The following is a 13,322-nucleotide window of genomic DNA, read 5'->3' as shown; positions in this document are numbered from 1 at the left end:
ATGGACATCACGACGCCGAACTTCAACGTCCTGTGGCTGCAGTCGGGCGGCTGCGGCGGCTGCAGCATGTCGCTTCTTTGCGCCGACACGGCGGACTTCCACGGCCAGCTGCGCGACGCCGGCATCAACCTGCTGTGGCATCCGTCGCTGTCGCTCGAAAGCGGCTGCGAGCTCATCGAACTGCTCGAGCGCGCCGCCGATGGCCGCCTGCGCGTCGATGCGCTGTGCATCGAAGGCTCGCTGCTGCGCGGGCCGAACAACACCGGCCGCTTCCATGTCCTGGCCGGCACAGGCATCCCGATGATCGACTGGGTCCGCCGGCTGGCCGCGACGGCGCGGCAGGTCGTGGCGATCGGCAGCTGCGCGGCGTGGGGCGGCATCACCGCGGGAGGGAGCAACCCGACCGATGCCTGCGGCCTCCAGTACGAGGACGACCGCCCGGGCGGCCTGCTCGGCGCGGAATTCCGCTGCGGCAGCGGCCTGCCGGTCATCAACGTGGCGGGCTGCCCAACGCATCCCGGGTGGGTGATTGACAGCCTCATGGCGCTGGCGGCCGGCCAGTTCTCCGCCGCCGACCTGGACCCGTTGAACCGGCCGCGGTTCTATGCCGACCAGCTGGTGCACCACGGCTGCACCCGCAACGAGTATTACGAGTTCAAGGCCAGCGCCGAGAAGCCCTCGGACCTGGGCTGCATGATGGAGCACATGGGCTGCAAGGGCACGCAGGTGCATGCCGACTGCAACACGCGGCTGTGGAACGGAGAAGGCTCCTGCACCCGCGGCGGCTACGCCTGCATCGCCTGCACCGAGCCGGGCTTCCAGGAGCCGGGGCACCCGTTCCACGAGACGCCCAAGATCGCCGGCATTCCCATCGGCCTGCCGACCGACATGCCCAAGGCCTGGTTCGTCGCGCTGGCGTCGCTGTCGAAGTCGGCCACGCCCAAGCGCGTGAAAGCCAACGCCACGGCGGACCACCTCCAGGTGGCGCCTGCGGTGCGCAAGACCCGCCTGCGCTAGCCTGCCGCCATGACACGCCTGCTGGTCGGTCCTTTCAACCGCGTCGAGGGAGACCTGGAGGTCACGCTCGACATCGAGCATGGACGCGTGTCGTCCGCCCGCGTGAACTCGCCGATGTACCGCGGCTTCGAGCAGATCCTGCAGGGCAAGCGGCCGCACGACGCGCTGGTCTACGTGCCGCGCATCTGCGGCATCTGCTCGGTGTCGCAGTCGGTCGCCTCGGCCCGCGCGCTCGCCGACATGGGCGGCCTGTGCATGCCGCCCAACGGGCAGCATGTGACCAACGTGATCCTGGCCACCGAGAACATGGCCGACCACCTGACGCATTTCTATCTGTTCTTCATGCCCGACTTCACCCGGGCCGTGTACGCCGGACGGCCCTGGCACGCCGAAGCCCTGCGCCGCTTCGACCCGACGACCGGCGAGCAGGCGCGCCAGGCCATCGCGGCGCGGCAGCGCTGGTTCACGATGCTCGGCCTCCTGGCCGGCAAGTGGCCGCACACGCAGAGCATCGAACCTGGCGGTTCGACGCGGGCTGTCGATGGCGCCGAGCGCACGCGGCTGCTGGCACGCATGCGCGAGTTCCGGCGCTTTCTGGAGCAGCAGCTGTTTGCCGCGCCGCTGGAGCAGGTGCTCTCGCTCGCAAGCGCCGACGAGCTGTGGGACTGGGATGCCAGCGCGCCTCTTCGAGGGGATTTCAGGATGTTCCTGGCCATTGCACGCGACGCGGGCCTGATGGACCTGGGCAACGGGCCGGGCCGGTACCTGAGCTATGGCGCCTACCCGCAGCCCGGCGCCGAGTTCGTGTTCCCGCGCGGCGTCTGGCGCGCCGACGGCGACAGCCTCGGCCCCCTCGACGAGCGCGGCATCCTCGAAGACGCGACACACGCATGGCTTGCGGACGACGGCGGTCCGCGGCATCCACGCGAAGGCCTGACGGTGCCCGCCGGCGACAAGCCGGGCGCTTACACCTGGAACAAGGCGCCCCGCCTTGCCGGAGAGGTGGTCGAAACCGGTGCCATCGCGCGGCAGCTCGCCGCTGGCCATCCGCTCGTGCGCAACATGGTGGGGCGCCATGGCGGCACCGTCTTCACGCGCGTGCTGGCACGCCTGCTGGAGCTTGCGCAGGTGGTGCCGCTGATGGAGCAATGGATGCTCGCACTGGAGCCCGGCGAGCCGTACTGCGCCAGTGGCGCGTTGCCCGACGAGGGCACCGGCGTCGGCCTGAGCGAAGCGGCACGCGGCAGCCTGGGGCACTGGATCTCGGTGCGGCGCGGCCAGATCGAGAACTACCAGATCGTTGCGCCGACCACCTGGAACTTCTCTCCGCGAGACGCGGCCGGCACGCCGGGCGCCCTCGAAAGCGCGCTCGAGGGCGCGCCGGTGCACGAGGGCGAGACGACGCCCGTCTCGGTGCAGCACATCGTGCGTTCCTTCGATCCGTGCATGGTCTGCACCGTCCACTGATGCCGCCGCGCCGCACCGAACGCCCGAGGGCAGCGCCGCATGGCGTGGATGACGCCACCTGGCTGGACGTGATCCAGAAGATGGACGAGGTCTATTCGCAGCTGGTTCAGGACGAGGTCGAGCTCGAGAAGAAGAACGAGGAACTCGAGCAATCGCAGCAGTTCATCTTCAGCATCCTGTCCGCCATGTCGGACGTGCTGCTGGTCTGCACCGAAAAGGGCGAGATCGAGGAGACGAACGCGGCCTTGTGCGAACTGGTCGGCCGCAGCGACGCCGACCTGCGCGGCACCTCCCTCCTCGCCCTGCTGGCGGACGCCGGCAGCATCGCGCGGGCGCATGCGGTGCTCATGAACGCCAGCCCCACCCGGCGCGGCGAGACGATCGAGCTGAACCTGTTCGCCGCCGACGGAAGCAGCGTGCCGGTCGACGCCAACTGCACCCCGCGCGCCACGCCTTCGGGCCGCCGTGTCGGCACGGTGTTCGTCGCGCGGCCGACGGCCGAACTGCGCCGCGCCTACCAGGAGCTGCGCTCGGCGCACGAGGCGCTCAAGCAGACCCAGCAGCAGCTACTGCATTCGGAAAAGATGGCGTCGCTGGGCCGGCTGGTGGCGGGCGTGGCGCACGAACTCAACAACCCGATCAGCTTCGTGCTCGGCAACGTGCATGCGCTGAGTCGCTACAGCGACAAGCTGCGCACCTACATGGCGGCCGTTCACGAGGACAAGGACCCGCAGGCCCTGCTCGAACTGCGCACCCGGCTTCGCATCGAGCATCTTCTGGATGACCTGCCGTCGCTCATCGAGGGCACGCTGGAGGGCGCGCAGCGCACCGCGGCCATCGTGAACGGCTTGAAGAGGTTCTCGGCCATGGATCCGGAAGAACGGAAACGCGTGGACCTCAACGACGTGGCCGAACGTGCCATTCTCTGGGTGTCCAAAGGCACGTCGCAGCCGCTGAAGGTCGATTGGCAGCCGGCTTCGCCATGCCTCGTCGAAGGCAGCCTCGGACAATTGCAGCAGGTCGTGATGAACCTGATCCAGAACGCCGTGGATGCGGCCAGCACGGCCCAGCCTGCGCGCGCGCCGCATCTGTGGATCCATGCCCGCGCCGGCGCCACGCGCAACCGGCTGTCCGTGCGCGACAACGGGCCCGGCATCGCACCCGAGCTGCTCTCCCGGATCTTCGATCCGTTCTTCACCACCAAGCCGGTCGGCAAGGGCACCGGGCTCGGCCTCTCGATCAGCTACGGGATCATCGAGCAGCATGGCGGAACCCTGCGCGTCCGCAATCACCCCGAAGGCGGCGCGGAGTTCACGGTCGAGCTGCCTGCAGTGAACGGAGCGAGCTGAAGCCGCCGCTCGCTGGAATCAGTGGATCTCGCCCAGTGCCCGGCGCACCAATTCGTCCGCCGCATCCGGCCTGAGTAGGCCGCTCGCCCTTGGGCTGGTTGATCTGACAACAACAATACCTTGCCGTACCTCCACAGAGTCCACGGCAAGAAATCTGAACTCCGACTGGCAAGCAGCGAAGGTGGGTCTGTCTCGCGGCCACTTCTTCGCCTTATTTTCGCGAGCAGCTCAACACGACGCCGCAGGTTTTCTGAAGTGGCGTGCGGGTCGAAGAAGCCATGCGACGTGTGGCCGAAGGCAGCGCATTGACAGATGTCGCGCTGGACCTCGGCTTCTCCGCCCCGGAAAACTTCTCGCGCTTCTTCAAAGAGCACATCGGCGTCTCGCCGTCGATCTTCAAGCGAGCCGCACGCGAACCTTCGCCGGTGACAGTAACCGGAATTCCGCGGGAGCAGAGCAGCTAACTGTGCGCTGATGCTGGCAGCCTCTACGGCTCCAGGCGAGCACCGGAGCCGCAGCCTGACAGGCCGTTCCTGCGGTACTCCCACGCGCAATACCGGGCTGCGCGAAGTTACTCGACCTTGCCGATCCGCTGGACCACCTTCGCCATCGACTCAGCGTCCTTCGCAACGAATTTCTCGAAATCGGGCGCATCGAGATACTGGACGTAGGTTCCGGCGGATTGCAACGACTGGACCGCGCGCGCGTCGCTCGCAGCGAACTTCGCGGCTTCGCGCAATTTGTTGATGATGGCATCTGGCGTCGATGCAGGGACGAATACGCCAGTCCATTGCGAATAGGTGACGGGCACGCCCAGCTCCTTCAGGCTCGGCACGTCGGGAAGCGTTGGAATGCGGCCATCGCCCCATTGCGCGAGTGCACGCAACTTGCCTGCCTGGATCTGCCCCGCAACGGTCGATGGTCCCGTCGCGACGGCATCCACCTGGCCGCCGAGAAGTGCCACCACCGCCGGGCCTGCGCCGGTATAGGGAATGTGCAGCATGGACGTTTTCGTGGCAGCTTTCAGCTGCTCGAGCGGCACATGCATCGTTCCATAGTTCCCGGAGGAGCCGAAGGTATAGCCACCCGGCTTCTGCCGCAGCGCTGCCGTGAACTGCTTGAAGTCCTTCCAGGGACTGTCGGCCTGGACGACGAGGACAACGGGATCCGCGGTGAAGCGTGCAACGGGCTTCAGCTGTTTGAGCTCGAACATGGGCTTGCGCTGAAGAACGGTGTCCGCCTCGGGCAGCACCACGATGGAGGCAAGCGCCATCAGTACCGTGTACCCGTCGGGCTTTGCCTTGGCGACCTGCGACATGCCCACTCCGCCGCCCGCACCGGCCTTGTTCTCGATCACGATGGGCTGTTTCAGGTAGCGCCCCATGGCTTCCGCCACTGGCCGGGCAGCGATGTCGGCCACACCGCCAGGCGGAAAGGGCACGATCATGGTGATCGGCTTCGAGGGATAGGCCTCCTGAGCTGCGGCCGGCGCACCGGCAAGCAGTGCAGCTGCGGCCAGGGCTGCCAAGCCCCAAGGGTTCTTTGAATCGATCATCGAGTTGTCTCCGTTGTTGGTCTATTTGTCGGACGCGCAGGGCTGCGCCGCAGTCACCTGGTGCGAACGCGGTTGTTCAGTTCGCCGAGTCCCGTCACCGCGACGCGAACGAGGTCGCCGTCCTGCAGGAACTTGGGGGGCGTATGGCCGACACCGACACCGACGGGCGTGCCGGTCGCGATGATGTCGCCTGGCAGCAATGTCATTGCCTTCGACAGCGTGGCGATCAAGGTCGGAACGTCGAAGATGAGGTCCGTCAGCACGCCGTTCTGGCGCAGTTCGCCATTCACCCATGTCTGGACCTTGAGCGAAGCGGCGGGCGACTCGTCCGATGTCGCAATCCATGGCCCCACGGGACAAAAGGTGTCGAGCGACTTGCCCAGGAACCATTGCGCGTGGTTCTTCTGCAGGTCACGTGCCGTCACGTCGTTGAGCGCGATGAAACCAAAGACCTTGCCGAGCGCATCGGCCGGGGCGACGTTGCGGCACTCTGCTCCGATCACCACGCCGATTTCGCCTTCGTAGTCGACCGACGAGGTGTGTGCCGGGTCGAAACGGATGTCGTCGGTGGGACCGGCGAGCGAGGTCGTGGCCTTGGTGAAGATCTGCGGAAAGGCCGGGACTGCGGCAGCGCCGCTGGTGGCATTGAATCCGCTCTTGTCGAACTCGGTGGCGTGCTCGATGTAGTTCTTGCCTACCGCGAAGATGTTCCGCACAGGCACGGGAATCGGCGAGAGGAAGGTGACGTCGACGAAGTTGGCCTCGCCATCTTTGAGTGCCTCGAGTTCCGCTGCTGTGATCCGGCGTTCGATCACGGCCTGCACCGGGTTCAGATGATTCGAAAAAACGCCGCCGACGAATGTGACCTTGCTGCCCGCCTCGTCGACCAAGACCATGCGCACCCGACCCTGATGAGAAACACGTCCGATTTTCATATCGCTCCAATTGGTTCCAGAGCCAACCCAATTTGGCCCTATTAGCCCATTGTAGAACCAATTGGATGCGAGAAGACTCTCTCTTGCTCCAGTCAATTTCAAGAAAAAAGTTGCTATTGTGCGAATTCAGAATTGGGTCAAATTGGTTGAATTTGAGCCGACTCGGACAACGCTTTGCTATGATTTCGGGCATTCAAGGAACGACGATGGACCACGCGGCGGTATTGAGGGACGCAATCCTCGGCAAGCTCAAGAGCGGGGAATGGCGCCAAGGCCACAGGATCGCCACCGAGCGCCAACTCAGCGAGTCCTTCGGGATCGGCCGCTCGACGGTTCGGCGCGTCCTGGCGCAGCTCAAGGTCGCAGGTGTCATCACGCAGACCGTTGGAAGCGGAACCTATGTGAGCGAAGCCTTCGATCCTGCGACCCTCGGGGAAGGAGTGCCATCGGGCTTGGCAAGCATCTCGGGATCGGTCAGCCCGGCGGAACTCATGGAGGCCAGACTCGCGATCGAACCAAGCATTGTCGAAATGATCATCCGCAATGCCTCGCAGAACGACTTCGCGAAGATGGCGCAGTGTTGCGACAAGGCGGAGGCTGCCGCCAGCATGGAGGAATTCGAGATCTGGGATGGCCAGCTTCACGCAACGATCGCCCTCGCCGCACACAACTCCCTCGTCACCAACATCTTCCAGTTGATCAATCAGGCACGGGCACAGGACGATTGGGGGGCGCTGAAGCGCCACAGCCTTTCCCCCGAGCGACGCCTGTCCTATCAAATCGAGCACCGGCAAATCGTGGGCGCCCTGACAGACCGAGACCTGGTGCGCGCGACGGCATGTGTCCGGGATCACCTATTGCACGTGCGGAGGAATCTGCTGGGCTCGTAGGTCATCCGAACCGGGCCGGACTTTTCGGCCCGTGTTGGAGCGGCGCTTCGGATCAGTTGATCTCACCAAGTGCGCGGCGCACCAAGTCATCCGCCGAGCCATCGTCTCGCAATCCTAGTGCGCGGGCCGATGCATCGTCGAGGCACGGATAGCGCCCGAACACCGTCTCCACGTCAGGGCGAGGCCGGAATGACACCAAACCGCGACGGGATTCGCCGTAGCGTGCCGAGCACGTATCGATGATGTCCCCGATCGAGAGACGCAGCACGGGCAGCGGCCAAGCCCGCCCCGGGTCGGCCCGCGAGGCATCCATGACTGCCGCATGGACCAGGTTCTCGGCGCAGCGCCGCGCCGACATCCACCACGCCGTGGCCTCGGGGCCTACGGGGCAGGTGAAGGTTTCACCGGCCTTGAGCGCGTGCAGGATGTCGCTCATGAATGCGGAGGAGAGCCCCGCGCTGCTCTTCGCGCGGGCGACGATGCCGGGGAGCCGGACCGATCGGCCGTCCAGAAGACCGCGGCGCGTGAAGTCCGCCAGCAGGATCTCGCACATCTGCTTGTGTGCGCCGTAGGTGAGCGGAGCTCGCAATGGCGTCCTCGGCGTGACAAGGTCCGGCAGGTCGGTGCCGTACACCGCGATGCTGCTGGCATACACGACCGTGGGCCGGGTGCCGCTCGCAGCCAGGACCTCGAACAACGAAAGCGATGCGTCGAGGTTGACCCGTCGGCCGAGCGCGTAGTCGGCCTCGGACGCACCTCCAGGGACTGCCGCGAGGTGAAAGATCACGTCGGGCCGGAACGTTGCGACCTTTGCCATCACGGCAGGCTGCGTGAGATCACCGCGGATGGCAGTCTCCCCTGCCATCTCCGGCAAGGCCTGGTCGGCGAGCGCCAGTGCTCCGATGCGCCGGCCGCCGAGTTCGCCGCGCTCACGCAGCAGGTCGGCGAGGTGGGCCCCGATGAAGCCGCCACCGCCGGTGATAAGGACTCGCATGGTTCCGCTCACGCCTGCGGCGGCGTGGGCGCGCGAACGATGCGCTGGTCGATGGCGCCGAAAACCGGTCCGCCGTCCTGGCGCGCCTCCATGCGGACGCGGTCGCCGAAGCGCATGAATGGCGTCTTCGGTGCACCGTGTTCGATGGCCTCGATGGCACGGCGCTCCGCGATGCAGGCCGAGCCCTTCTGCCCGCCTGCGTTGGAGACCGTGCCGCTGCCGATGATCGTGCCCGCGGACAGGCGGCGCGTCGCGGCCGCATGCGCGATCAGCTCGTCGAAGCCGAAGTTCATCGCACCGCCGTTCGGGTTGCCGAACCACGCGCCGTTGCATTCGACGTGGAGGTCCAGGTGCACGCGCGCATCTCGCCAATGCTCGCCGATCTCGTCCGGGGTCACCGCCACCGGCGCAAAACTGGAGGACGGCTTGGCCTGGAAGAATCCGAAGCCGGTCCTCATCTCGCGCGGGCCGAAGGCACGCAGGCTCACGTCGTTGATCTGCACCAGCAGCGCGATGCACCCCCGTGCCAGTTGCGGCGAAGCGCCGAGCGGCACCTCGCGCACGATCGCGCCGTACTCGCCCTCGAAATCGATGCCATGCGCCTCGTCCGGCAGCGGAACGTCGTCGGTGGGTCCCAGGAAGTCGTCGGAACCGCCCTGGTAGATCAACGGGATCGTCTCCATGTCGGGGATGGGCGCGAGGTTGAACGCCGTCTCCATCAGGCGGCCGTGATTCAGGAAGGCGGAGCCATCGCACCATTGCGGCGCCCTTGGCAGCGGCGCGGCAGCCTGGCGCGGATCGAACACGGATGCGCCCTCCACCTGCCCCGCATTGAGCCGGGCATAGAGTTGCTCAAGTCGCGGCTCGCACTCGCCCCAGCGTTCCAGTGCGTCGAGCAGGGTCGGCGCAATCGCCTGCGCACTCGCCGATTGCCTCAGGTCGCGCGACACGACGACGAGGCGGCCGTCCCTGCCACCCTTCAAGGACGCGAGTTTCATCGCCTCAACCCCGCCCGGCCAGCGCCTGGCCGATGGCGGGATCGTACGTGCCGTCAACCAGGACGAAGAGCATCCGACATGGCTTACCGGAGCGGTTGGCCCACGCATGGTTGGTGCCGCGCTGCACGACGACGCTGCCGGCGCGCAGTGGCACCTCGCCTTGGTCCAGCACCAGCGTGATCTCGCCCTCCATCACGACACCGTAGTCGACGCTCTCCGTGCGGTGCATCAGCGGGTGCGGCGCGCCCCGGTCCGCGGTGGAAGCCGCCATGTCCCCGATCTCGCTGAAACCCGCGCGCAACTGCTCGGCGCTGCGGTTGAACAACTCGTCGCTGTCCGGCGGAATGTCGACGAACCGGAAGCGCGTGCCATGCGACGGTGGCGGCAGCGTCAGCGGCCCGGTGGTCGGGTCGGGGCCGTTGTCGACACGCACCGGCGCGCCCGTGGTCGCCCACACCTCGTGGAAGACGGTGCCCGGGATGGCCTTGAGCTCCGCCACGACCGGCAGCGGTCCATTGCTGGTGATCACGGCATTGCCTTGCGCGTCGTGGCCGGTGACCACGCGATGGATGGATGGAAAGTTCATGATGTTTCTCTCATTCGAATTGGAGCTTGGACTCTTTGGCGATGCCGCGATAGAGCGCGAGGTCGTCGCGTATCGCATCGGCAAAGCGGGCCGAGCTGCCGCCCTCGGGCCGCAGCCCGAGTTCCGCGAACCGCTTCTGCACCGCAGGGTCGGCCAAAGCCGCAGCGGCCGCCTTGTTCAGCTTCTCGAGTACCGGCTGAGGGGTGGTTGCAGGAGCCAGCAAGCCCACCCAGGATTCGAGCACGAAGGACTTGACCCCAGCCTCGGTTGCCGTTGGCGTGCCGGGAAAGCGCGGATCGCGCTGCCTGCTGGTGACCGCCAGGAGCTTGATGTGCCCTGCGTCGACCAGCGGCTTGGCCGACGCATCGAACGCCATGTCCAGCTGGCCACCGGCAACATCGTTCAGCGCCCCTGCCGTGGACCGGTAGGGAATGTGCACGAGAAACGTTCCGGTCAGCGACTTGAAGTACTCGCCGGCAAAATGCGCGCCGCTGCCCATGCCAGCACTGCCGTAGCTGAGCTTCCCGGGATTCTTTTTCGCATACGCGATGAACTCGGCCAGTGTGTTCGCGGGGATGTCCTTCTTCGTGACGATCTGCAGGCCGTAGGTGGCTGTCATGCTGACCGGCGCCAGCGCCTTTGCGGGGTCGAAGGAAATCTTCGGATCGACCACCGGAAGAATGCTGTAGCTCGAATTGGTGAACAGCAGCGTCGTGCCGTCGCCGGGCGACTTGATGACAGCTTCGACCCCCAGCCGGCTGCCTGCGCCGGGCCTGCTGTCGATGATGATGACCTGGCCGAGCTGCCGGCCCATGTGCTCCGCCATGATGCGGGCCACCTGGTCCGTGACGCCGCCCGGCGGAAAGGGCACGACCATCTTGGTCACGTTCGGCTGCGCGTGGGCCGCCCCGGTCGTGGTCATCATGGCGATCGCGGCCAAAAGCAAGGAAAGCCACGCGGGGCGACGCTGTTGCTTCATTTCTGTCTCCTGGTTTTTCTGGAAGGCGTCAACCGAAGGCGGGCGCGAGGCCATCCCAGCAAAGGTACTTGATCTCAAGGAATTCCTCGATGCCGTGGTGCGAGCCCTCGCGGCCGAGGCCGCTCTGCTTTACCCCGCCGAACGGAGCCACCTCGTTCGAGATCAGGCCGCAGTTGATGCCGATCATTCCCGACTCGATCGCAGCGGACGCACGCCAGATGCGGGCCGCGTCGCGGCTGTACAGATAGGCGGCCAAGCCGAACTCGGTGGCATTCGCGAGTTCGAAAGCCTCCTCGTCCTTCTCGAAGCGGAACAGCGGTGCAACAGGTCCGAAGGTTTCCTCGCGAGCCACGGCCATTCCTGACGTCGCTCCCACGATGATCGTGGGCTCATGGAAGCGGCCGCCCAGCGCGTGGCGCTTGCCGCCGTGCAGGACGGTGGCGCCGCCGGCAATCGCGTCGGCGATGTGCTCCTCGACCTTGGCCACGGCCGCGTCATCGATCAGCGGGCCCAGCTGCACGCCCGCTTCCAGGCCGTTTCCCACACGGAGCCTGGCCACGCGCTCCGCGAGCTTGGCAGCGAAGGCGTCGTACACGCCCGCCTGGACCAGCACCCGGTTGGCGCTGATGCAGGCCTGGCCGGTGTTGCGGAACTTCGCGGCGACGACGCCGTCGGCGGCTGCATCGAGATCCGCGTCGTCGAAGACGATGAACGGCGCATTGCCGCCGAGCTCCATGGAGCACTTCTTGACCGTCGCAGCGGCCTGCGCGAGCAGCAGGCGACCGACTTCCGTCGAGCCCGTGAAGGTGATCTTGCGCACGAGCGGATGGCCGGTCAGCGAGTGGCCGATGGCACGCGTGTCATTGCCGGTGACCACATTGAACACACCGGGCGGCACGCCGGCACGCTGCGCCAGTTCGGCGAGCGCCAGCGCCGTGAGCGGCGTCTGGCTGGCGGGCTTCACGACCATGCTGCAGCCGGCGGCCAGCGCCGGGCCGGCCTTGCGCGTGATCATCGCCGCAGGGAAATTCCACGGCGTGATCGCCGCACACACGCCGATCGGCTCCTTCAGCACCAGAAGGCGCTGCGTGTCCTTCGGCGCGGGAATCACATCGCCGCGGATGCGCTTGGCTTCTTCCGAAAACCACTGCACGAAGGAGGCCGCGTAGTCGATCTCCACCTTCGCTTCGGCGAGCGGCTTGCCTTCTTCCAGCGTGATCAGCGTTGCAAGGTCGTCGCGGTGCCGGATCATCAGCTCATACCAGCGGCGCAGCACTTCCGATCGGTGCCGGGCCGTGGTCCTGCGCCAGGACAGGAAGGCCGTGTGGGCCACTTCGATGGCGTGGCCGGTCTCCGCCTCCTTGAAGCGCGGAAGCTCGGCCAGGACGGCGTTGTCGGCCGGATTGCGCAGCGTGTACGTGCCATGCGGTGTGGCGCCGATCCACTCGCCGCCCACGTGAGCGGCCACGCGAAAGAGCGTCGGGTCCTTCAGAAGATGGCGCATGGTGCCGCCCTTCAGCACGGGTGGCGTCCGACCATGTAGGCGCTGTCCGGGTCCTTGGTGACCGGCAGGCCGGATGCCACCAACCCCTGGCGCAGCATCTTCATGTGGCGGTCCGGCACACGCATCGCCGGCGCCCGCAGAGGGCCACCGTTAAAGCCTGCCAGCCAGTCCTGGTACTTCCACATCGTCCGGTTCAACACGCCGGTGCCGCCGGCGTAGCTCTGTGCGGCGGCGCCGTTGGCGCTGCGCGCCGGGTTGACCTTCCAATACAGCTCCATCGCGGACTCCCACTCGCCGCTTCTCGCCAGATCGAAGGCGCGCGGGTAGTAGGTGCTCATCCATTGCGTGTTGCTGGTGCCGGAGAACTGCAGCTTCATCACGCTCATGAGCGGGATGGCATCGCCCTCGATGGGGCAGCTGATCACCACCTCGTCGCGGAAGTGGTGGTACATCTCGCACAGGCCCGCGGGCAGCGGGAATCCCTGCTCCGACTTGATCGCCACGATGTTGGGACAGTCCTTCAGCAGGCGGCGCACCAGCTCGACCGACATGCCCGCCGGATGAACGCGCTCGAAGCCCCACAACGGAATCGGAAACAGCATCACGGCCAGCTGCGTCGCATCGCAGAACTGCTTGGTGTAGCCGTAGATCTCCTGCTCGGTCGTGGGCCAGAACTGCGGGGGATAGGACAGCAGCACGATGTCCGCGCCGGCCTTCTCCGCCAGTTTCACAGCCTGGATGTTTTCCGCGAGTGTGCCGAAAGCTGCATGGAAAAAGAGACCCATGTCGCTGCCTGCCGTGTCGCGCGCCCATGCCGTGAGCTGCGCATTCTCGTTGGGCGTGATTGCCACTTCGGCGCAAAGAAGCGTGTAGCTGTAGCCCAATTCCTTGGCGAGCGCGATGTCGTGGCGGATGCCCTTTTCGTTCAGCTTGCTCAGGTCTGCGGAGTAGCTGGGAATGGTGACGGCGGAGCAGCCGACGAGGTGTTCGCGCGCCCAGGCGCGGGCGTCCTTGCGTTGATAGGTAGGCATGGTATTCCTTGAGTTGA

The 13,322-nt window shown here is 66.3% G+C and carries 13 protein-coding genes; 5 read left to right on the top strand and 8 right to left on the bottom strand.

Translation table 11 applies throughout. The features are described from left to right. The 4 genes from ACAM58_RS29575 to ACAM58_RS29560 all read left to right on the top strand — a co-directional run bounded on the left by ACAM58_RS29575 (position 1) and on the right by ACAM58_RS29560 (position 4,297). Positions 1-1,017, top strand: a complete 1,017-nt coding sequence (locus ACAM58_RS29575; protein WP_369664572.1) for a HupU protein — start codon at positions 1-3, stop codon at positions 1,015-1,017. 9 nt (positions 1,018-1,026) lie between these two features. Continuing rightward, entirely contained in the window at positions 1,027-2,484 is a 1,458-nt protein-coding gene (locus tag ACAM58_RS29570) for a nickel-dependent hydrogenase large subunit (protein ID WP_369664571.1), read from the top strand. Then, positions 2,484-3,833 (top strand): ATP-binding protein, encoded by a 1,350-nt coding sequence (locus tag ACAM58_RS29565; protein WP_369664570.1) that lies wholly within the window; start codon positions 2,484-2,486, stop codon positions 3,831-3,833. The genes ACAM58_RS29570 and ACAM58_RS29565 overlap by 1 nt, the downstream gene beginning before the upstream one ends. A gap of 278 nt (positions 3,834-4,111) precedes the next feature. Beyond that, entirely contained in the window at positions 4,112-4,297 is a 186-nt protein-coding gene (locus tag ACAM58_RS29560) for a helix-turn-helix domain-containing protein (RefSeq protein WP_369664569.1), read from the top strand. 107 nt (positions 4,298-4,404) lie between these two features. On the opposite strand, the gene ACAM58_RS29555 is transcribed toward ACAM58_RS29560, so the two are convergent. Next, positions 4,405-5,388 (bottom strand): tripartite tricarboxylate transporter substrate binding protein, encoded by a 984-nt coding sequence (locus tag ACAM58_RS29555; protein ID WP_369664568.1) that lies wholly within the window; start codon positions 5,386-5,388, stop codon positions 4,405-4,407. Between the two features lie 53 nt (positions 5,389-5,441). Continuing rightward, the gene (locus ACAM58_RS29550; protein WP_369664567.1) at positions 5,442-6,284 is read right to left on the bottom strand and encodes a fumarylacetoacetate hydrolase family protein; all 843 of its coding nucleotides are present in this window, start codon (positions 6,282-6,284) and stop codon (positions 5,442-5,444) included. 245 nt (positions 6,285-6,529) lie between these two features. On the opposite strand from ACAM58_RS29550, the gene ACAM58_RS29545 reads away from it, so the two are divergent. After that, positions 6,530-7,213: a FadR/GntR family transcriptional regulator gene (locus ACAM58_RS29545; protein WP_369664566.1), complete on the top strand. Its 684-nt coding sequence runs from the start codon at positions 6,530-6,532 to the stop codon at positions 7,211-7,213. Between the two features lie 52 nt (positions 7,214-7,265). On the opposite strand, the gene ACAM58_RS29540 is transcribed toward ACAM58_RS29545, so the two are convergent. The 6 genes from ACAM58_RS29540 to ACAM58_RS29515 are packed head-to-tail and all read right to left on the bottom strand — an operon-like array spanning position 7,266 to position 13,305. Beyond that, positions 7,266-8,207, bottom strand: a complete 942-nt coding sequence (locus tag ACAM58_RS29540) for an NAD-dependent epimerase/dehydratase family protein (RefSeq protein WP_369664565.1) — start codon at positions 8,205-8,207, stop codon at positions 7,266-7,268. An 8-nt stretch (positions 8,208-8,215) separates the two neighbouring features. After that, the gene (locus ACAM58_RS29535; protein WP_369664564.1) at positions 8,216-9,205 is read right to left on the bottom strand and encodes a fumarylacetoacetate hydrolase family protein; all 990 of its coding nucleotides are present in this window, start codon (positions 9,203-9,205) and stop codon (positions 8,216-8,218) included. 4 nt (positions 9,206-9,209) lie between these two features. Further along, positions 9,210-9,791: a cupin domain-containing protein gene (locus tag ACAM58_RS29530; protein ID WP_018904293.1), complete on the bottom strand. Its 582-nt coding sequence runs from the start codon at positions 9,789-9,791 to the stop codon at positions 9,210-9,212. Between the two features lie 10 nt (positions 9,792-9,801). Beyond that, the gene (locus ACAM58_RS29525) at positions 9,802-10,770 is read right to left on the bottom strand and encodes a Bug family tripartite tricarboxylate transporter substrate binding protein (RefSeq protein WP_369664563.1); all 969 of its coding nucleotides are present in this window, start codon (positions 10,768-10,770) and stop codon (positions 9,802-9,804) included. Positions 10,771-10,798: 28 nt separating this feature from the next. After that, positions 10,799-12,274 (bottom strand): NAD-dependent succinate-semialdehyde dehydrogenase, encoded by a 1,476-nt coding sequence (locus ACAM58_RS29520; RefSeq protein ID WP_369664562.1) that lies wholly within the window; start codon positions 12,272-12,274, stop codon positions 10,799-10,801. A gap of 11 nt (positions 12,275-12,285) precedes the next feature. Continuing rightward, a complete protein-coding gene (locus ACAM58_RS29515) occupies positions 12,286-13,305 on the bottom strand; it encodes a dihydrodipicolinate synthase family protein (protein WP_369664561.1) in 1,020 nt (339 codons plus the stop codon). Between the last annotated feature and the right edge of the window lie 17 nt (positions 13,306-13,322).

The organism is Variovorax sp. V116 (genome assembly GCF_041154435.1).
GTDB classification, from domain to species: domain Bacteria; phylum Pseudomonadota; class Gammaproteobacteria; order Burkholderiales; family Burkholderiaceae_C; genus Variovorax; species Variovorax paradoxus.
This window is presented reverse-complemented; position numbering and strand designations above follow the sequence as displayed.